Consider the following 20,395-nt stretch of genomic DNA (forward strand, 5'->3'; position numbering starts at 1 on the left):
GAAGCGTGTCGGTTCTAGTTTGGGTGTATTAAACTTAACAGACCCTGAAGTTTTAACAAACAGCGCAAGCGAAGGAAACAGCATGAGCGTTAAACGTATTAGCCAATTTTTTAACCCTAAATCAGTCGCGGTCATTGGCGCCTCAAATTCTCCTAACCGAGCGGGGTTTGTGGTTATGCGCAACCTTTTACAAGGGGGCTTTAAAGGCCCAATCATGCCTGTTAGTTTAAATCACAGCGCTGTACACGGCGTACTAGCCTATCCGAGCATTGCTGCACTTCCAAAAGTACCTGATCTTGCGGTTATTTGTACTAATAAAAACACCTTAATCAACATCATTAATGAGCTTGGGGAGCTTGGCTGTAAACATGCAGTGGTGATTGCGGCGGGCTTAAACGCCGACCAAAAGCACGCATTAAAAGAAGCAGCTGCTGAGGCAAATGTCTCTTTACTTGGACCTAATTGTTTGGGCTTACTGATTCCTCACATTGGCTTAAATGCTAGTTTTTCGCATACAGTTGCAAGCCCTGGAAAGCTCGCCTTTGTATCGCAATCAGCGGCGGTTTGCTCAACCATTCTTGATTGGGCGAAAAATAAAGAGATTGGTTTTTCATATTTTGTGTCTGTGGGTGATTGCCTTGATATCGACTTTGATGAATTACTCGACTTTTTAGGCCGCGATGCAAAAACCAAGGCTATTTTGTTGTATATCGATAATATAGAAGATATTCGTAGCTTTATTTCTGCAGCGCGAGCCGCTGCGTTTAGTAAACCCGTCATTGCCATTAAAACCGGTAAAACCAGTGCCGGAGCCCTTGCTGCAGAAATACACACTGGTGGCAAACAAAGCTCAGATGCGGTCTATGATGCGCTATTCCAGCGAGCGGGTATGCTAAGGGTAAATGACTTACGAGAGCTTTTTGCTGCGACACAAACGCTAGCAATGCACCCTAAATTACTTAAAGTCGAACAACTAACTATTTTAACCAATGGCGGCGGCCCAGGTGTCATGGCAGTTGATACGCTTTTGCAAAGCTCAGGTAAACTGGCAGAGCTTAGCGACGAGACCAGAGCAGCGCTGAATAAGGTTATTCCGCAATCAGAGATGACCTCAAACCCGGTGGATATTTTTGGTGACTCAGCGCCAAGACGCTACCAACAAGCGTTAGAAATTTTGCTGCAAGCCAAAGAAGTCAAAAACCTGCTGATCATTCATACCCCTTCTGCGCTTGCACCGAGTGAAGACTATGCTGAGATTATTGTCGAAACCTTAGAAAAAATCCCGAAGATGGCTCGCCCTTATGTTATGACAAACTTTATGGGTGAAGATGCCGCGTATGCTGCGCGAAAGGTCTGCGCTAATAATGCCATTCCGACCTACCGTACGCCTGAAGGTGCGGTTGGTGCGTTTATGCACTTGGTAAGTTATCGCCGTAACCAAAAGCATTTAACGCAAACGCCAGAATCAAACACCGATGATGCAAAAATAAATAAAGACGCAGCACGCACTGTCGTAAATGAGTTTTTAGCCGAAGAGCAAAGCTATTTATCAACCCATGAAGCAAGCCAAATACTCACTCATTATGGTATTGATTGTATTCAAACTGAGGTTGCTTACACGCCAACAGAAGCCAAAGAACAAGCCATTGAACTGGGTTTTCCGGTAGCGTTAAAACTAATTAGCCCAAGTATTCCTTCTAAATCAGAAGTCGGTGGTGTAGTCCTTAATTTAAATGATGCACAAGAAGTTGAGCAAACAGCCTTTGCCATGCTGCTAAGAATCAAAAACACCTACCCTGACGCCCATATTGAAGGCTTTTCATTGCAAAAGATGGCGCCACGAGCAGGTGCTAATGAGCTACGAATCGCTATTAAAACAGAGCCTAACTTTGGCCCGGTGATCTTACTTGGTGAAGCAGGCACCGGACTTGAATTCGCTCAAGCGGCAGTGGCATTACCGCCACTAAATATGAACTTGGCAAAATACCTGATTGCTGCAGCGCACGATAAAGGCGTACTAAAAGACCGCGTGCTACCAGAAAAAGTCGATAAATACCGTTTATGCGCCCTACTCACCCGCATCTCGCAGCTTGTTATCGACCAACCTGACATTACCAGTGTTGAACTAAATCCTATTTTAGCCAGCAACGGGCAGTTTTTGGTCCTTGATGCGACTATCGGCCTTAGCCGTTATAAAGCAAAAGCGAACCGTAAACGCTTGTGCATTCGCCCCTACCCGATTGAATTGGTTAAAGAAGTAACACTTAAAAACAATACCCAAGCACAGCTAAGGCCAATTAAACCGGAAGATGAGCAAGCTCACTTAGAGTTTGATCAATCATTGAGTAAAGAAGACAGATATAAACGCTTCTTCGGTGAATTACCGCAATTTAACCATGATCAGCTCGCGAAAATGACGCAAATTGATTATGACCGAGAAATGGCGTTTATTGTCAGCCAAGAGCAAAATGGTTCAGCCTGTACATTAGGGGTGTCTCGTGTACTTATGGATCCAGACAAACTCGATGCTGAGTTTGCAATTGTGGTGCGCTCTGATTGCCAAGGTTTAGGGCTTGGCACAATATTAATGAATGCGGCAATTGAGCATTGTAAAAACCAAGGCGTAAAACAAATTGCTGGTATTACCTTGCCAGAAAACACCGGCATGATTGAACTGGCACGAAAACTCGGGTTTAAGATCACCCGCGACTTTGAAGAAGGCAGCATTAATATGGTGCTAAAACTTAACTAAAACTGGATCATTATTTTGCATCGTTTAAGAAATTACACTGCACGAGTTTTTGAAGGTAACGGTAAATATCGACGTATAGGACGCGCTCTCGACGTGTTTTTAATGTCGTTGATCATGATTAATGTGGTGGCGATTGTGTTGGAGTCAGTCGGCCCTTTAGCAAAGCAATATCATCACGAGTTTTTAATGATTGAGCTAATTTCTGTCGGTATCTTTACCTTAGAATATGTGCTCAGGCTTTGGTGCTGTGTTGATAAAAGCGTGCATAAAGAAAGTACACTAACAAATTCAAAAATTCGCATTAAGTACTTCTTTTCGCCCATGGCGCTGATTGATCTCATCGCGATTTTACCTACCATTCTGATGGTCTTTGTGAGTGTTGATTTACGCTTCTTACGAGTGCTTAGATTAATGCGTATCTTTAAGCTGACGCGCTATTCAAGGGCAATGCAGCTGCTATTAAACTCGTTCAAAGAAGAGAGCAGCTCACTGCTTGCGGCTTTTTTTATTATGGCCGTAGTGCTGATCATTGCTTCATGCGGTATTTACTTAATTGAACACGATGTACAGCCAGATAAATTTGGCTCTATCCCTGCTGCAATGTGGTGGGCAATGGTGACATTAACAACCGTTGGTTATGGCGATGTCGTGCCTGTGACTCCCCTTGGTCGTTTATTTGGTGGTGCTATTACACTGGTAAGTATGGGCATGGTGGCTATTCCAACTGGTTTGTTAGCCTCAAGCTTTTCTGAGCAGTTACGTAAACGCAGACAAGTGTTTACCGATGCAGTGCATGAAGCCGTTGAAGATGGGCACTTATCGCCTATTGAAGAGGAGCACTTAGAAAACTTACGGTATAAACTGGGTTTAAGTCAGCAAGAGGCGAATAAAGCGATTCATAACGAGCTTAAAAACCGCAATCGCAATCTGTATTGCCGCCACTGTGGTAAACGCCAAGATTAACGAAAAGGGTAAAGTTTTAGCTTTACCCTAAAAATTCATCATCCCACTGGGTATCTAAAAGCGCTTTCACCTCATCACCTGCCACAGGTTTGCTAAACAGGTAACCTTGGAAATACTCACAGCCTAAAGAGCGTAAGAACTGCAATTGGATGCGGTTCTCAACCCCTTCTGCTACACACTCTTTACCCAAGCTTTTTGCTAAGGTAAGCGTTGAGTTGATAATCGCTTCATCACCTTTATCAATTCCAATATCATTAACAAAGCTTTTGTCTATTTTCAGCACATCAACCGGAAAACGTTTTAAGTAGGTCAGTGACGCATAACCAGTTCCAAAGTCATCCATATAAATACGACAGCCTAGGGCTTTGAGTTTTTCCATACTTTGCTGCGCTTTATCAGAGTCATGCATCATCACTGATTCGGTGATCTCAAACACTAACGCGCTCGCAGGAACTTTAATTGCGCTTATTGATTGATGTATTTTCTCAACCAGGTTTTCGCTTTCAAAATCAAGAGCTGAGAGATTAATAGAAATATATAAATCAGGATGCGTGGTACGCCATTGGCGCAGCTCAATCAATGCTCTTGATAGAGTCTGCAGCATAATTCTGGTAATTAGCCCTGAGCTTTCTGCAGCATTTGCAAAGTCTTCTGGTTTATATTCATCATTACTCGGCCAACGTAACAACACTTCAAGCCCTGCCACTTGGCGAGTCTCTGCGCTCACGATTGGCTGATAAAAATTACAAAACTCGTGCTCTAAGTAAGCTTTACTTAGCTGTGATTCAAGATGCAAAGTACGTTGTACTTGTAAGTTCATTTCTTGTTTATAGAACTGATAACAGCCTTCGACATGACTTTTCGCGTGGTACAGTGCCACATTAGAAGCTTTTAATAAGGCTTTGGTGTCCTTTGCATCATCAGGATAAACAGCAACACCAACACTAAGATTCACTTTTACAGCTTGCTGGCTCAATTCAATATGGGTATCGACACAATCCATCACTTTTGCACATAACAGCAGTAACTCATCAAGCTGTTTTAAATCTTCAGCAAGGATCACAAACTCGTCACCATCGAAACGAGCCACGCTATCTTGTGGACGCAACACCTGCTTTAAACGCTTAGCAACACGCTTAATTAATTCATCAGACTCTTCACGCCCAAGCGAATCATTAAAGTGCTTAAAGCGCTTAATATTAACGTTTAATAACGCCACTTTTGTTTGATGGTAATCAGCTTGTTCAATAGCGTGAACGACTCGGTCGTTGAACAAGGTTTTATTTGGCAGTCCCGTCAAAGCATCGTAGTTGGCCAGTAGATGCAGCTCGTTTTCAGCCAACTTTTGCGCGCTAATATCAGTAACTATAATCACATAGCTATCAAGTTGGCGATTATTGCCTGCAACCGCACTTATTTTTATTAATACTTGGCGCTTTTCACCGCCAGCAACTTCAACTACATCCTCGGCAGAGAAGTGCTCACCCGATTCAAGCTTTTGCATAATACGCAAGTAATGAATACGGGTAGATATAGGCATACCGAGTGTGAGCGAGCGACTAGAGCGAGGCTCTGCAGGAAAAACAAAGGCATCTTGGAATGACTTATTGGTAGCGCGAATACGCAGATTTTTATCTAAAATGAACACCCAGTCGCGAGTTTGTTCAAATGCTGCACCAAACAAGCGGGCATTTTCTTCAAATACCAGTTCACGGGTCATATTTGTGTAGGTACCTGCTACTTTTTCAGGGGCGCTGTCTTGCCACTCAACCACTTTGCCAAAGTCTTTATACCAGCGCCAATTACCATCAGCATGGCGCAGCCTGTAAGTGCAATTGAAATAGCCTTTTTGTGTAGATAAAAACTCTAACCACTCTAACCGGAAAGTTTGTTTATCATGTGGGTGAATCTTTGCTAAATAATCATCCAGATTAACGCTGTCTGTTTCATAACCTAATTCATTTTTAAGACGCGGTTGATAAATAATCGGGCTTTGCGATGACCAATCCCATACTCCAGAATGACTGCCTTCAAGAGCAAGCTTCAATCGTGCTTCACTCTCTTTACTTTCTTTATGGGCGGCTAGCAATATTTGTTGCATACGGTTACGTCTAAACACCCATGCAGCAACAAACAGAGCAACCAAAATTACATACAAAACAATAAAGTGAGGTGCACGCCAAGGTGGGTATTTCACTTCGATATTTAAAATTGCCGGCGGCGTTAACTCTCCGGTTAATGGATCTTTTGCCCATACCTTAAGGTGGTATTTTCCTGCACTGAGTTTTGGAAAGAGCACTCGGTTGTTATTACGGGTATAAGTTTTTTGACCATCACCTAGTTGATATTCATAAATGATACGTTCTTGATAGTTAAATGCCATCGCAGAAAAGGCAACTTCGAGGCCTATATCATCATGCTCAAGGACGACACTATCGATAGGCTGTTTTAGCTCAGCGGGTAAATCACGCGACATCAAATCAAGGTTAGTAATATTTACGTGATCAATTAAAGCTTGCTGATAGTGGTTATCCATAGGGTAAAAGTAGGTAAAGCCTTTTAGCGTACCATAGACAATTTGCCCTGACTCAAGCTTAGTAAAAGCTCCGCTATTAAACTCGGTTGAGAATAACCCTTCTGAGCCTGTAAATTGCTGAAAATGTAAATTATCTGGGTTCAGTCGCCAAAGTCCTTTATGGCTACTCATCCATATCATGCCCGCTTCATCAAGCACCATGTCGTATAACAAAGTACCTAACTTATTTTTCTCAAGGTCGATGGTATAAATATGCTCATAAGTGCTGGCATCTAAGCCGATTAAGCCAAAGTTTGAAAGCGATAACCACAACACATTGTTGTTATCTATGATGTAAGACATCACATTCACAGCAACATTTTCATGTTGTTCAGGCACTTTATATATCGTCGAGAGCTCGTAAGTTTCTGGATCAACTTGATACAGAATACCCGCGTTATAAAATAACGGCGCTTTTGGGTTTGACGATAACGCAGGTAAAAATCCGTAGGCTAAAAACGGCTCAAACTCATCAAACTTGCCGCCTAGTCGGGTCACTTTTTGGCTATCGATATTATAAACAAACATGCCGTAATCAGGGTGAACATAGTAAAGATCCCCCGATGGCATCAACAATATGCCATGCACCCAATCGTTAATTAAAACCTGATTCTCGGGATTTGCGGCTTTGACTGGGGTGGCCTGCCCGGTTTTCGGATCAAAGCTTAAAATACCGCGATTAGTATGCAGCCATAACTTATCTTTGTAGGGCATGATTTGGTAAATACTGAATTCAGTAGTAATCAGGTCAACCTGATAATCTTTTAAAAACACTTCACTTTCGTAGGTTTCTAAATCAACCGCTGTTAAACCATTATGGGTGGCAAGCCAGAGACGATTTTGAAACTCAGTGATACTCCAAATTGAATGATGCGATAGCCCATCGCCTGTTAATGAGTTGGCTGTCACATTGATAAAATTGTAATTGTCGTATGACTGATAAAACGCCCCATCATTTTTGGTTGCCAGCCACATCCCACCTGAGCGGTCTTTCACAATATCAATAATGCTGGTGTCAGCTAGTGTGTAACCACTTTCTTTTAGGCGCATATTCTTAGCTAACTCACCCGTTTCAAGGTTATATTCAAATAACCCTTTATCAGTGCCAAGCGTAATAGAGTTAGCCTCAGGTATAATCTTCCAAATATTTAATTCACTAATGAGCGTTTTATTTTTAAAGGCAATATCTGGGGTCTCAAACATTGCTTTTAAATTGCTAATATCAACCTGATAAAGGCCTCTAACAGCCCCCACTAGCAAAGTTTGTTCATTGATAATAGCGAACGATTTCACATAATTTTGATAAATATGACTTGGCTCATTTTGGAGATGTTCAAGTTTACGGACTTTTCCGGATGCCAGCTCATAGACATAAGCACCATTACTAGTGCCCATAAAGATAAACCCTTGATACGCGAAAAGCTCTCGAATAACACTACTTTTTACGCGTTCAGGTATTTCAAAAATAGAGGTGATTTTTTTCGTTTCTAAGTCTAATTTGGCAAAATCCCAACCTCGCCCTAGCCAAAGTGTTTTGTCATCAACAGCCACCATACTAAACACCGACTCAATAAAAATTTGCTCTTCAGTGGTTGGTTTAGCAATAAACTGCTGATAAGTATCGGAAGTGGGATCATAGCGGAATAAACCCGCTTGTAGTGAAGCTATCCAGATATAGCCTTGAGGGTCTTGGTAAATACGGTCAATAATGGCATCTTCAAGCTCACCATTAGGGCCTTTGATATGAACCACCTGATAACCATCGTAGCGATTGAGGCCACCTTCAGTCGATAACCACAAGTAGCCACTATTATCGATAAGCATGGTGTTTACATAACTTTGCGATAAGCCTTCACTGGTTGATAAACGTTTTACCTGCGAGATAGCGGGATGGCTAAACAATCCACAGGTCAAAATAAAAAATAACGCTATACTGGAGAAGAACTTAGTCATTGACGTTCCAAATTGCTAACTTGGCACTGTGTCACGCGTAAAGTGCATCGCAACTACGTTTCGATGCGCATATACCTCAAACAACGATTGCAAAGAATTGGGTAATGTTAATGCATAGTTAAACCCATTTTGTAGATAAAAATCAATCAGATTTTGGTACACGAAGGTAAAAACTGTCCCTTTTTGTGCAGCGGTGACAGCCGCAAGTAATTGTGAAGCTATTTTTTGACCCCGCCATACTTCATCAACATAAAGGGTAGACAAAAATAACAGCCCTGCATGGTTTTGGACTCGGCATGCTGCAATTATTTCTGTTTCTTTGTAAGCAACCCATACTTGGTCAGCTTTGCTCGCTCGACCACGAGCCTTATGTTTATCATAAAATTTGTTTACTAACGGCGTTTTAATTGGCTCAAGTAAACAAAACCTAAACACAGCCATGGTTAGCTCATTAACGAAAGGTAATGCTCAAATTGCTGCTTAAGAAAAGCTTGCTCAGACATAGGGCGATTATTTATTGCAGTGTAAACACCTTCGCGGGTGTTCTTACCGCGCTTTATTTGATAAGCCCAAAAAGACGCTTCGTAATCCAATTGAATTTGATATTTTTGCTCTCGTGGCAATTTACATAAATTGAAACTCATACTTTCTCAGCAATAAATTTTTGATTTTGCAAGTATAACAAAATTAACAGGCTTTAATCCCTTTTATTAGCTTAAAAAGCCCACGGATAAGCTTGATTTTGGAAACACATATCAGTAAATTAACGAGCAATTTATGTACGCAAGGAACGCACGTTGTCGAAGTATCTGAGTCACAGATTTGCCTTATTTTTGCTGTTTTTTTGCTTCTCAAGTAGTGCCAGCACCAATTTACTGATCTTTAATCGCCCTGCCGATACACCTCAAGCTCGCTATGTTATTGATTTAATGAAAATGGCATACAAAGAAATTGGCTATGAGATCCATATTATCGACTTTAATCATCAAAATGCCTTGGTTGCAGCTAACCAAGGAGTACTCGATGGGCAACTAGGCCGCATTGCCGATGTTAAAGATAATTACCCAAATTTATTGAAAGTAGACTATGCGCTTTTTGATTTTAATCTAGTGCTACTGAAAAACTGCCGACAATGCCAATATGAACAGCTCAAATCGTTAGCAATTCAGTCAAGCTACCCGGCAGCCCAGAGTTATATCGATAACCACCCATTTGATGGTGATGTGATCAAGGTCAGAAATGTCACCGCGCAGCTTAATTTACTCACGCAAAAACGTGTTGAAGGGACAATATTACTAGACTTTTTACTGTCGACTAAGCATCCGGGGTTTGACCAAACGGCCTTTCATAAACAGATTCTAATGCCGATGCAGAGCTTTCACTTTGTGCATAAACGGCATAAAGCGATAATTCCGCAACTGACTAAAGTACTTAAAAAGCTTGATGAAAACGGCACAGTGCAATTTTTAAAATCGAAATACAACCTCAGTAAATTTTAAAAATCAAAACCGCCTTGCTCTGGATTAGTTTGTTGCTGCTCTGCCTGCTGTTTTTTCTGAAGGAAACGTTTATAACGCTGTTGGCATAAGCTAATGACTTTACGTTTTTCTGCATTGGTAAACTTATTCCAATAAAAACGCTCATCACGACTGCGGTAGCAACCTTTACAATAGCCTCGGTTATTAACTTGGCATATCCCTTTGCAAGGGCTTGGAATTTCAAATATTTCAATTTGTTGCATCACAAATGCCGGTTAATAAAGAATATTAAAAGTATAGCCTGAAAATTAACCATAAAAAAAGCCACTTTAAAAAGTGGCTTCTTAAACTATCTGTTTCGCTTACTCAGATTCGCTTGTGGCAAGTTCTGCTTTACGATGAAAAGGTTTAGCATACATAGCTAATACCAAAGGTTTTAGCTCCTCTGGCACTTTTGCAAGTCGCTCGTTAAATGCAGCAGCATCTTTTTCGTCAATCACAGCTTGCGTACAACCACCCGCTATATAGTTACCTGGGTGTAAGAAAAACGAATCAACAATTTGCTGATCAATGGTTTTTGCCAGCTCTTCAGGCGATTCGCAGCCCGATTCAATTGGCTCGCCAAACGCTAAATGTACATGCCCTTTAGCTGTACTAAAACCTTCAACAATACTAGCAATGTCTTCACCTTGCTGTTTCACATACTGACCATGTTGCTGTTTGTGATAAAGCTCTTTCGCTTTAGCAATCGCGCATGGCTCGTATTGATAAGAGATAGACACTGGCACAATTTTTAATTCGCGTACGTACTCAGCAAATTCTTTTTTCTGCTTACGACCTTGTAACTGCAACATTTTAAGTAAGGCTGGATCTGTTTGATCAAATCCGTCTTTTGCTCGGCCCTCTTTTTGCGCTATCCAAATTGAGTGGCCCTCAGCGAGTGAGTCATAGATATAAGCAGACAGCTGCGACAAGGCTTTAAGCATCTCTTTTGGTGCTTTCGCTGAGCGCTTTACAATAAAGCTCTTGTTTAAACGCATTAACTCAGTGATATACGGAATTTGCAGCAAGTTATCACCAATTGCGATACGAACTGTCGGCATGTTGTGTTTGAACAAGCCCCAGTTCACAAGTGCAGGATCAAGCACAATATCGCGGTGATTCGAAATAAATAAGTAGGCTTGTTTTGGGTCTAGTTTATCGATGCCCGAAAAAGTCACTTCTGAAGTAGTACGGGTGATTAGTTTATTTAAATAATCAGCCACTTCGTGCTGAACTTGCTCAACCGATGAGGTGTTGCCCCACTTTTTACGCAGCTGACTGCGCACTAATGGGCGAGTAATAAATGGGAAGTTCGATAAAAAGCGCGGTAGGTTATACTTAGCGATTACATCTACAAAGGCATTATCAGCAATCAAACGCGCTACTGAATCAGCTACTTCATCATCATTGTAAGGTCTTATGTCGGCGTATTTATCCACACTTTCACTCATTAAAAACTACTTAAGTTAAAAAACGGCACGCAGAGCGTGCCGTTAAAAATAATTGGCGGATTATAACTCAGGCAATTTTAAATGCGAACCGAGACGCGATAGTTAACCAAATTAAATGCCAGTCAATCTATAAAATGTATATCTATAACAAATAATTAAGCAATGCTCTTACCAGTTTGCGACGACTTTTTTAATACCATTTTTAGCAGTAACCTAAGCATTAAAATTGCCAACACAATACCTGCCCCAAGGCTTAACCAATGAGGTAGAACTTCGTGTTCTTCGCCCATCATCGGCGCTACAACAAAACCGTATTGCGCCACTAAATAATCGGTTAAAAAGCCAAAGGCTAGCGCCGTGCCAATCACTCCTATTAAGTAGGCAAATACCGCACGCTTGCCAAGCTCTTTACCAACCACACCAAGTGTTGCAATATTAGTTGCCGGCCCAGCTAGCATAAACACTAGCACCGCCCCCGGAGACACACCACTGAGTAATAAGCCTGCCGCTATAGGTGTCGATGCTGTGGCACAAATATACATAGGAATACTGATTAAAATAACCACCAGCATTGCAAGGATGCCATTCCCCCACTGGCTTAAATAAGATTCTGGTACATAAGTTTGTACTAGAGCAGCAAAAAATAAACCGATCATTAGCCAAATCATGGTGTCTTCAAGCAGCTTGTTACAACTAAAGTTCACTGCACGTTTCAGTTTGCTAAAACGACTTTCAACGGCTTTAGATGACTGCTCAGTGCTGCAACAGCTTGTTGTTTTAACAGACTCAGGTTCTTTAGGCGTTTGCTTACTGCAACAACTTTGTTCGGGCTTAGGAGGCGCTTCTTTACTGCAACAACTTGATGTGGTCACAGGCTCAGGCTGTTTACTGCTACAACAAGATGTTGATTCTGAGTCTTTTTCATCTGATGCTGTGTTTTGATGCTGATGAAGCTCGCTATCTTTACCTACTAATACTCCCGCCATAATCGCACTACACACGGCGGCAATAGGACGTATTACCGCCATAAATGGGCCTAGTAATACATAAGATACCGAAACTGAATCGACCCCAGTTTCAGGAGTTGAAACTAAAAATGCTGTGGTGGCACTTTTTGACGCCCCCGCCCTTCTTAAACCAATGGCCGCAGGGATCACACCACATGAACACAATGGCATTGGAGCCCCAATAAAGGCTGCTTTAACTGTGGTCCATAACCCTTCTTTGCCTAAATGCCGGTTAAGAAAGTTAGCAGGCAAATACACATTGAGAAGACCTGCTATAAATAAGCCCAGCATTAACCAAGGCGCTGAAAGTAAAAACAGATGCCAAAAATTATTGAGTAAGTCCATCGATATCCTCCAGCGTCGTTAGTATTGAACAGTTTTCAGCAGGCTCTTCTCCGCCACAACATTTATCTGCTAATAATGAAAGTGAGTCATAAAAGCGATTTAGCTCTGCAATTCGTTGTGCAACCAGATCACGTTTTTGTAGTGTCATCTCTTTAACTTCATGACAAGAATGCTCATCTTTATGAAACTTAATTTGCAGTAGCTCTTTGATCTCAGCCAGACTAAAACCAACATTCTTTGCTCTGAGAATAAACGCCATTTGCTTATAGTCATTCTCAGAATAAAAACGATATCCCACGTCTGAACGCGAACTAGGCGTTAACAAACCATGCTTTTCGTAGTACCGTAGCGTATCTGTTGAGACACCCAACTGACGGGCAAACTCACCTATTTTCATCACCGTCTCCATTGTGAAGCGTTTATTTATTATGCTCACTATAAACCTTGGAGTACACCCCAAGGTCAAGCAATAAATTAAAAAAGGAAAGCACATGAATATTACTGTCCTTGATGCAGCGACATTAGCCAACACTTCGTTAGATGCCTTAGCGCAATTAGGTAAATTAACCTGTTACGACTTAACCGCTCAAGAACAGGTTGTTGAGCGCTGCCAAGATGCCGATATCGTTATCAGTAATAAAGTGGTGATTGATCAGCACGCCATGGGCAAGCTAACTAATTTAAAATTAATATGTGTTGCAGCGACAGGGACTAACAACATTGATTTAGATGCAGCCAAAGAACATAACATCGCAGTGACAAATGTCGCGGGCTATTCAACACCGAGTGTGGTGCAGCATACCTTTACTCTAATTACTAATTTACTGGGCAATACTCACAGATACATTAATGATTGCCAGCAAGGCTTATGGCAGCAAAGCCCTATGTTTTGCCGTTTAGATTACAGCTTTAATGAAATTGCCGGCAAAACACTGGCTATTGTTGGCTATGGCTCACTGGGTAAAGCCGTTGCCGATGTAGCACGCGCCTTTGGTGCCAATGTCATCATTAGTGAACGAAAAGGCCAAACGCCTCGTGAAGGTCGTGTTAGTTTCAATGATGCCCTAACCACGGCCGATATTATTAGTGTTCACTACCCGCTAACTGATGAAACACGCAACCAAATCGCTGCGGCAGAATTAAGCATGATGAAACCGTCAGCTATAATTATTAATACTGCTCGTGGTGGGATCATCAATGAAGCCGATTTAGCTGACGCATTAGCTAATAATGTCATAGCCGGAGCCGGTGTTGATGTACTCAGTAAAGAACCTGCAGAGCACGAAAACCCGCTGGCACTATACAAAGGTGCAAACTTATTACTTACCCCACACATTGCATGGGCGAGCCAAGAATCTATTGTGCGCTTAGTTAACGAAATTGCGTTAAATATCCAAGCATTTAATCAAGGCGAAACACGTAACAGGTTGGTCTAAATTGCAATTTATTAGTCAATAGAGCTAAGTAGTTAGTAATTTATAACTTAGCCCTTTGACTAAAAATAGGTTAAGCATTTGATTTAGTTGAACTTTAAAAGTTTGGCAAGCAGTTTGCTATTAAGTGCATAACTATAAAACAATTTCTTCGGGATAAAATAACATGAAAAAAGCACTTCTTATTGCCGCGCTAACAGCTCCATTTTTAACTGGTTGTGTCATTGCTGTTTCTGACGGTGAAGCCGACACTCATTGGGCAGGTAACTCTTCTAGCTGGCAGAAACAGCATAAAAATAATCGTGAAGTGATTTCTAACCTTGCATTAGATACGAGCTACCAAACTGTATTAAATAAACTTAATACACCTAACTTTACCGAGTTATTAAAGCAAGGCGATGATGTTTATCAAGTATTATTCTATGTAACGCATAGCATTCACTCTGATGGCAAGATGACTAAAGATGAGTGTACGCCACTCGTATTTAAAAATGATAAGTTAATTGGCGTGGGTGATACGATTTATAAATCACTTAGCAATGGTTAATAAATAATTTGAAACGGATGAGTAGGCTTTGCCTACTCATGTTCGCTCACTGCGATCATTCTCGATACTATCTGATCTCGTCCGGCGTCTTTAGCCTGATAAAGACCTAAATCAGCTTCTTCAAGTAAGGTTTGTTCTGCATAAACCTGACCATTTTCTGTGGTCGCAATACCAATACTAATTGTGACATGGTCGGCATTTAGCGATGCTTTGTGTGGGATGTTTAAATCATTCACCGCATTGCGCAGTTTATTTGCAAACGACATAGCTTCTTTAGCTGAAGTATTGGGTAACACTGCAGCAAACTCTTCACCACCATAACGCGCAACAAAGTCACTGCCTCTTTCACAGGCCCCAACTAAGGCATGAGCAATTTGTTTTAAGCAATCATCACCTGCTCGGTGACCATAGCAATCATTGTAACGTTTGAAGTGATCAACATCCATCAATAACACCGATAACGGGGTTTGATCTCGACGACAACGACGCCACTCTCGCGCTAAATTTTCATCTAAATAACGTCGGTTTGGGATCTCGGTTAGGCCATCAATTGAGGCGAGCATTTCTAGTAAGTCATTTTTTTGTTTGATCAGCAGCTGATTACGCACTCGAGCACGCACAATAGCAGCACTAAATGGTTTAGTGATGTAGTCCATCGCGCCTAATTCAAGGCCCTTCGCTTCATCATCGTGACTGGTATTGGCAGAAATGAATATTACAGGCAACATACTGGTAGTCGCGCTTTCTTTTAGCTTAGTAAGCACTTCGTAGCCGTCAATACCTGGCATTACAATATCCAAGATCAACAAATCAACAGTTTGCGTTTTTAAAAACGTCAGTGCTTTTTCGCCACTCTCAACACAAAAAACATCATAGTCTTGCTGCAATGTTTTCTCTAATACCAAGCGGTTTAACGGATCGTCATCAACAATCAGTACCTTGGCTCTTTTCAACATCAGTAGATCCTTGTTCGATGATAAATGCGATGACCTGTTTTATTTGCCATTGCAACTCATCATTTAATTGTTCGGGTAGTTCGCCATCAGATTTAAGCCTAGCTTCACATTGCTGAGCGCACGCTGACAATCGCTTAAAACCGAGATTTCCGGCTGACCCTTTTACATTATGAACCACACGGACCAACTCATCGGTAGTTTTTAATGTAGAGATTTGTAATAACTGCTCTGCTGCCATAGTCGCAAACTTCGACAACATAGTTAATACTAACTTAGTATTGTTTGCAAACTGAGACAGTATAAAAGCTTGATCAAAAAAGACTTCTTTTGTGTTATCGAGTTCACTCATTGCTAAAAACAACTTACTAGCAACAATCGGTTTAGTTAAATGCTTATTCATACCCGCCGCGATTGAATGCTCAATATCTTCGCTTTCACTGTGTGCAGTGAGTGCGTAAATCGGCATTTGCTCTTTGGTGAATGACTGACGAATAATACGCGTTGCCTGACAACCATCCATTTCTGGCATCTGAATATCCATAAAAATGAGATCGGGCCTTAGGCTATTTGCCAGCTCAATGCCTTTTTCACCACTATGCGCACACACAACGGTGACATCAATTTGCTCTAAAATGCTTTTAATAATGCTTAAATTAAGCGGGTTATCATCCACAGCCAGCACTAACATGCCAGATAAATCAGTACTAGAAGGCAATGAAACCAGTTCTTTTTTCACAGGCTCCGCGGCTTTATCTAGCTGTAAGCAAAAGCAAAATTCACTGCCTTTACCTTTTTCGCTTTCAAGTTTAATTTCGCCTCCCATTAGCGCAACTTCGTACTTAACAATCGCTAAGCCCAAACCAACCCCCTGATGAGAGCGCGTTAATGATTCATCACCTTGAGTAAATGCATCAAATAAGCGGCTTTGATCTGCCTTGCTAATACCAATGCCCGTGTCTTTAACAGTAAAGCAAATGAGTTGCTGCTCAGCTGACTCTTCCACCAGCATTAAGTTTAATGTCACTGTGCCTTGTTCGGTGAATTTGGCAGCGTTGGTCAGTAAATTAGCCAGTACCTGCTGCAAGCAAATTTGATCACCCACTAAGTTATCGCTAATGCTTTTATCGCATTCGACTTTAAACTCGATATCTTTATTTGCGCATAAAGGGGCTGTTATTCCCTGACAGTAGTCGATTAAGTCAGGCACACTAAAAGGGGCTTTGTTAAGTTGTACTTGCGAGCTTTCCGCGCGGGCAAAGTCGAGCATACGATTTAGTAAAGTAAGCAAGCTATTGGCTGCTGATTTTGCTTGTTCGGCATGATTACGCTGCGGCTGTGTTAAACCTTGCAATGCAATCACGTCAATTAAGCCTAGTACAGCATTGAGTGGTGTGCGTATTTCATGACTAAGGTTTGCAATGAAGCGACTCTTGGCTAATGTTGCCCGCTCAGCATCATCTTTTGCTTTTACTAAATCCGTCACATCCTGTACATGAACAACATAGTAATCAGGGGTTTGCTCAGCATTCCAAACTAATGACACACTAATTTGTAGCCAGCGCTGTAGCTCTTGCTGCTCAAGACTAAAGTGATAAACTTTTTTCTTCTCATGCAACAGCTCTGTCAGGGTATTTTTTAACGTCTGATAAGACGTCTCAGCAAATAAGTCTATTAATTTGAGCTCATTGGCGTTTTCAATTGCAAAGATTTTGCGTGCCGCTTTATTTGCTTGCAGCACCTGATCGTCAAGTGATACCAACAGCACCCCATTAGCGGCATATTCCATGGCACTGCGTAATTTCGCTTCGGAGCTTTGTAATGCATCGAGCGCATTATGCTGCTCGGTAATATCACGACCAATTGCCATGGTGCCAAGAAATTGCTGATGTTCGTTGTAAAATGGCACAATGCTAAAAAGATAACTTTTATCTTCTGTGGTCAATCTTTTTTGATAAGCTTGGCGGTCTTTGAGTACTTGCTTTTCAAGCTCGTTTAACTCACCGTTATCATCACTAATATCACATATTTGCTGCCCTACTAGCTTCTCTTGTGGCAAGCCAATATAGCGCTCATACGCCTTATTACAGCCTAAAAACGAACCATCAATATTTTTAAAATAAATGAGATCCGGTACGTTATTGAGCATGGTATTTAATAGCGCTAAGTGACGCTCTTTCGCATCAATACTACGGCGTAATTGTTTTGATTTTACCTGTACTTGCGAATCAAGCGCTTTATTTGCCTCTTGTAACGACTGAACGAGCTCTTCATTACGGCTAAACACCTTTTTCACACGGCTGAACCAAGGCTGCCAATCAACAGGAATACGATAATGAACTAATGCTTGTTTGCCTTCATCATGCTGCTCAAGATAATTCATCAAGTGCGTCATTGGTTTTACAAAAATGCGCTGACTCAACCAAAAAACAGCGCTGAACATCATCACTAAAAACACACTCAAAAATGCGAATTCTAAAAAAATGTCGTAGCCTACTGGTTCACTCAGGGCTTGCTTTGATTCATAGAAACGAGTGTAAATAGGTAAGTTGGTAGCTTCTTGTACTAAATGACTGTGATTACTCTTGCGCATATCTACCGCGATATTTGGCCAATGCTCGTTGGCACTTATGGCAGTATTAAGCGTTGCCTTTGAGCTGGCAATAACTTGGTTATCTTGGTTGATAAAAATATACTCACCATAGTTAGGCGCTATTTTTTTTAACCAGTTAGAAATTGCTTTAAGATCATAAATCAACACAATGTAATCGCGACTATTGGCAGCTCGTTGCTTGCCAATAGCAAAGTAAGCATGACCATTAATAGTCAACACAGAACTAGAAGCAAGCTTGTTGCTATTGATTGATAAAGGTCGAAATTTATTATCTAACACACTGGTCAGAAATTCACTTTTTGCTGTGTTACGGCGCTTAATATAAACAAAGCCTTGCTCATTAACATAAGCAACCGCTTCTAAAGATTGAATAAGCGACAGCGTGGTATTAAACGAGGGGCCGAGGGCAATAACTCGTCGCCATTGATTAATTGCATAAGCGGTTGAGGCAAACTTTCCTTGCCCGACTATCTCCCCCACTCCATCGCCCACACTTTGGTAGTAATAGTGATCGTATTGATTCACATTGCGTGCCCAACTAGGATCAAAATCATAAGAAAGTGGCTGCTCATATAGCTTGAACATGGTGTCTATAAGGCCATCTGCGGCACGCATAGCATGGCTAAGCTGAGCTGAAATATTATTAAAACCGTTTTGCCTGCTTTCTATCGCCCGTTCAAGTTTTAAATTATATAGATGTAAACACAAAAAAAACGCCACCAGCAGTGGCACAATAAGTGCCACTGCTAAAGAGCGATAGTAATGCTTTAACGGTAAAAAATTCACTGATTTATAAGTACCTTACCTCGATAACAGCTAGGTTAACGAGGCATAGCAGTACTGGCAAGTTATAAATTTTCTTCAGCAAAGCTGGCTAAGCGGCTACGTACCACACCGTTTAAGTTAACGGTGGCACTGCCCTGAAAATCTTTAAAACGTTCAACAATATAGGTTAAACCTGAGGTGACTGGCGTGAGGTAGTTACTATCAATTTGCGCCAAGTTACCTGAGCAAATGAGTTTAGTGCCTTCACCGCAACGAGTAATAATGGTTTTCAGCTGTGAAGCGGTTAAGTTTTGACTTTCATCCAAAATAACAACCGCGTTTTGAATACTACGGCCACGCATAAAGTTTACCGATTTAAACTGTACATTGGCTTTTTCCATAATGTAATTACGGCTCGAAATCGGATTCTCATCTCCTTTATGCAGCACTTCTAAAGTATCGGTTATAGCAGCTAACCACGGCGCCATTTTCTCTTCTTCAGTACCAGGTAAAAAGCCTATCGACTCTGCAATCTCTGGGGTATTACGAGTGACAATCACTTTATCGTAAATGCCTTTTTCAATAATCATTTCAAGGGCACTAGCAAGAGCAAGTAAGGTTTTACCACAGCCAGCGGGACCAGTTAAAATTACCAATTCAATACTTGGGTCAAGTAGCGCATCAAGTGCCATCCCTTGATAAACATTTTTTGGTTTTACACCCCAAGCGGTATGGCTCATCAAGCGCTCAACACTAATATCCTTTAAAGTAATTTGTTTATCATCGTAACTTGTTACCCGAGCCGCAAAGTGGTCGCTTTCATCTAAAATATATTCATTACAGAACACATCGCTAATCGTGCTTTTTGCCACATGATGATAGGTATCTCGGCCTTGCTGCTCTGTTTCGCATTCGCCAACCTGTTGCCAAAAATCACCTTCAATTTTTTTATAGCCGCTAGTAAGCAAAGCAATGTCGTCAATTAATTGGTCTGTTCTGTAGTCTTCAACAAATTTAAGGCCTGCACCTTTCGCTTTGAGGCGCATATTTATGTCTTTAGTGACAAGCACCACCTTGCTATCGCTGTGTTGCTTCTGTAAATGAACAGCACAATTGATGATGCGGTGGTCGTTTTCGTTGCCCGGCAACCCCGAAATACTGTCTGCAAATAAATGGTCATTAACGATAATTAAGCGGCCACGAGATTCTGATTTAGCCTTTTTGTTACTAGGAAGCGCGACCCCCTGCAACATTTGCTCTGGCGAAGCGTCCTTTAACACTTCATCTAAACCACGAATAGCAACACGGGCGTCACGGCTAACGTCATGTTTCCTATCTTTAATGTGGTCAAGCTCTTCTAATACTGTCATGGGGATAACAACATCATGTTCTTGGAAAGATAAATAAGCGAGGGGTTCGTGGAGTAATACATTGGTATCGAGCACATACATTTTACTATCAAGGTTCGAAGCTTTTTCCATAGCACTTTCCTTACGTTTTATGATTTTTATGCTATA

General features: G+C 41.4%; 15 protein-coding genes. 5 read left to right on the forward strand and 10 right to left on the reverse strand.

Features of this window, described 5'->3' with window-relative positions:
• Positions 1 to 82: 82 nt before the first annotated feature.
• Both AUR67_RS20295 and AUR67_RS20300 read left to right on the forward strand, forming a co-directional pair.
• The gene (locus AUR67_RS20295) at positions 83 to 2,752 is read left to right on the forward strand and encodes a bifunctional acetate--CoA ligase family protein/GNAT family N-acetyltransferase (RefSeq protein WP_058586644.1); all 2,670 of its coding nucleotides are present in this window, start codon (positions 83 to 85) and stop codon (positions 2,750 to 2,752) included.
• A 9-nt stretch (positions 2,753 to 2,761) separates the two neighbouring features.
• On the forward strand, positions 2,762 to 3,715 hold the full coding sequence (locus AUR67_RS20300; protein ID WP_058586599.1) for an ion transporter: 954 nt from the start codon (positions 2,762 to 2,764) through the stop codon (positions 3,713 to 3,715).
• 22 nt (positions 3,716 to 3,737) lie between these two features.
• Here AUR67_RS20300 and AUR67_RS20305 read toward each other — a convergent pair whose 3' ends face one another.
• Genes AUR67_RS20305 through AUR67_RS20315 form a run of 3 tightly spaced genes read right to left on the reverse strand, consistent with a single transcriptional unit; the run spans position 3,738 to position 8,887 of the window.
• The gene (locus tag AUR67_RS20305) at positions 3,738 to 8,243 is read right to left on the reverse strand and encodes an EAL domain-containing protein (protein WP_058586600.1); all 4,506 of its coding nucleotides are present in this window, start codon (positions 8,241 to 8,243) and stop codon (positions 3,738 to 3,740) included.
• Positions 8,244 to 8,258: 15 nt separating this feature from the next.
• On the reverse strand, positions 8,259 to 8,684 hold the full coding sequence (locus AUR67_RS20310; RefSeq protein WP_055021181.1) for a GNAT family N-acetyltransferase: 426 nt from the start codon (positions 8,682 to 8,684) through the stop codon (positions 8,259 to 8,261).
• 2 nt (positions 8,685 to 8,686) lie between these two features.
• Complete coding sequence (locus AUR67_RS20315; protein WP_036966037.1) at positions 8,687 to 8,887, reverse strand: DUF3283 family protein; 201 nt, start codon at positions 8,885 to 8,887, stop codon at positions 8,687 to 8,689.
• 153 nt (positions 8,888 to 9,040) lie between these two features.
• Here AUR67_RS20315 and AUR67_RS20320 point away from each other — a divergent pair, with 153 nt between their 5' ends.
• Positions 9,041 to 9,742, forward strand: coding sequence for a transporter substrate-binding domain-containing protein (locus AUR67_RS20320; protein ID WP_235591863.1), 702 nt, complete (start codon positions 9,041 to 9,043; stop codon positions 9,740 to 9,742).
• Here AUR67_RS20320 and AUR67_RS20325 read toward each other — a convergent pair.
• From AUR67_RS20325 to zntR, 4 genes are all read right to left on the reverse strand, one after another.
• Positions 9,739 to 9,984: a DUF1289 domain-containing protein gene (locus tag AUR67_RS20325; protein WP_055021180.1), complete on the reverse strand. Its 246-nt coding sequence runs from the start codon at positions 9,982 to 9,984 to the stop codon at positions 9,739 to 9,741. The genes AUR67_RS20320 and AUR67_RS20325 overlap by 4 nt on opposite strands.
• A 99-nt stretch (positions 9,985 to 10,083) precedes the next feature.
• On the reverse strand, positions 10,084 to 11,214 hold the full coding sequence (locus AUR67_RS20330; RefSeq protein ID WP_058586601.1) for a 1-acyl-sn-glycerol-3-phosphate acyltransferase: 1,131 nt from the start codon (positions 11,212 to 11,214) through the stop codon (positions 10,084 to 10,086).
• A gap of 155 nt (positions 11,215 to 11,369) precedes the next feature.
• The gene (locus tag AUR67_RS20335) at positions 11,370 to 12,566 is read right to left on the reverse strand and encodes an SO_0444 family Cu/Zn efflux transporter (protein WP_058586602.1); all 1,197 of its coding nucleotides are present in this window, start codon (positions 12,564 to 12,566) and stop codon (positions 11,370 to 11,372) included.
• Positions 12,550 to 12,963, reverse strand: coding sequence for a Zn(2+)-responsive transcriptional regulator (gene zntR / locus AUR67_RS20340; protein ID WP_082665679.1), 414 nt, complete (start codon positions 12,961 to 12,963; stop codon positions 12,550 to 12,552). The genes AUR67_RS20335 and zntR overlap by 17 nt, the downstream gene beginning before the upstream one ends.
• A 94-nt stretch (positions 12,964 to 13,057) precedes the next feature.
• Between zntR and AUR67_RS20345 the strand changes: the two genes are divergently transcribed.
• Entirely contained in the window at positions 13,058 to 14,002 is a 945-nt protein-coding gene (locus AUR67_RS20345) for a D-2-hydroxyacid dehydrogenase (RefSeq protein WP_058586603.1), read from the forward strand.
• 163 nt (positions 14,003 to 14,165) lie between these two features.
• A complete protein-coding gene (locus AUR67_RS20350) occupies positions 14,166 to 14,546 on the forward strand; it encodes a DUF3192 domain-containing protein (RefSeq protein ID WP_058586604.1) in 381 nt (126 codons plus the stop codon).
• A 32-nt stretch (positions 14,547 to 14,578) separates the two neighbouring features.
• Here AUR67_RS20350 and AUR67_RS20355 read toward each other — a convergent pair whose 3' ends face one another.
• The 3 genes from AUR67_RS20355 to AUR67_RS20365 all read right to left on the reverse strand — a co-directional run bounded on the left by AUR67_RS20355 (position 14,579) and on the right by AUR67_RS20365 (position 20,359).
• A complete protein-coding gene (locus tag AUR67_RS20355; protein WP_058586605.1) occupies positions 14,579 to 15,502 on the reverse strand; it encodes a diguanylate cyclase in 924 nt (307 codons plus the stop codon).
• Entirely contained in the window at positions 15,471 to 18,899 is a 3,429-nt protein-coding gene (locus AUR67_RS20360) for a response regulator (protein WP_058586606.1), read from the reverse strand. The genes AUR67_RS20355 and AUR67_RS20360 overlap by 32 nt, the downstream gene beginning before the upstream one ends.
• Before the next feature lie 62 nt (positions 18,900 to 18,961).
• On the reverse strand, positions 18,962 to 20,359 hold the full coding sequence (locus AUR67_RS20365) for a PhoH family protein (protein WP_055197676.1): 1,398 nt from the start codon (positions 20,357 to 20,359) through the stop codon (positions 18,962 to 18,964).
• Between the last annotated feature and the right edge of the window lie 36 nt (positions 20,360 to 20,395).

The organism is Pseudoalteromonas sp. XI10 (assembly GCF_001469895.1).
Classification (GTDB): domain Bacteria; phylum Pseudomonadota; class Gammaproteobacteria; order Enterobacterales; family Alteromonadaceae; genus Pseudoalteromonas.

Bases quoted from the DNA above. Each gene is read 5' to 3' on its own strand.
- AUR67_RS20310 (WP_055021181.1), bottom strand. From the start codon at position 8,684: ATGGCTGTGTTTAGGTTTTGTTTACTTGAGCCAATTAAAACGCCGTTA.
- AUR67_RS20315 (WP_036966037.1), bottom strand. From the start codon at position 8,887: ATGAGTTTCAATTTATGTAAATTGCCACGAGAGCAAAAATATCAAATT.
- AUR67_RS20345 (WP_058586603.1), top strand. From the start codon at position 13,058: ATGAATATTACTGTCCTTGATGCAGCGACATTAGCCAACACTTCGTTA.
- AUR67_RS20330 (WP_058586601.1), bottom strand. From the start codon at position 11,214: ATGAGTGAAAGTGTGGATAAATACGCCGACATAAGACCTTACAATGAT.
- AUR67_RS20365 (WP_055197676.1), bottom strand. From the start codon at position 20,359: ATGGAAAAAGCTTCGAACCTTGATAGTAAAATGTATGTGCTCGATACC.
- AUR67_RS20335 (WP_058586602.1), bottom strand. From the start codon at position 12,566: ATGGACTTACTCAATAATTTTTGGCATCTGTTTTTACTTTCAGCGCCT.
- AUR67_RS20295 (WP_058586644.1), top strand. From the start codon at position 83: ATGAGCGTTAAACGTATTAGCCAATTTTTTAACCCTAAATCAGTCGCG.
- AUR67_RS20350 (WP_058586604.1), top strand. From the start codon at position 14,166: ATGAAAAAAGCACTTCTTATTGCCGCGCTAACAGCTCCATTTTTAACT.
- AUR67_RS20355 (WP_058586605.1), bottom strand. From the start codon at position 15,502: ATGTTGAAAAGAGCCAAGGTACTGATTGTTGATGACGATCCGTTAAAC.
- zntR (WP_082665679.1), bottom strand. From the start codon at position 12,963: ATGAAAATAGGTGAGTTTGCCCGTCAGTTGGGTGTCTCAACAGATACG.
- AUR67_RS20325 (WP_055021180.1), bottom strand. From the start codon at position 9,984: ATGCAACAAATTGAAATATTTGAAATTCCAAGCCCTTGCAAAGGGATA.
- AUR67_RS20305 (WP_058586600.1), bottom strand. From the start codon at position 8,243: ATGACTAAGTTCTTCTCCAGTATAGCGTTATTTTTTATTTTGACCTGT.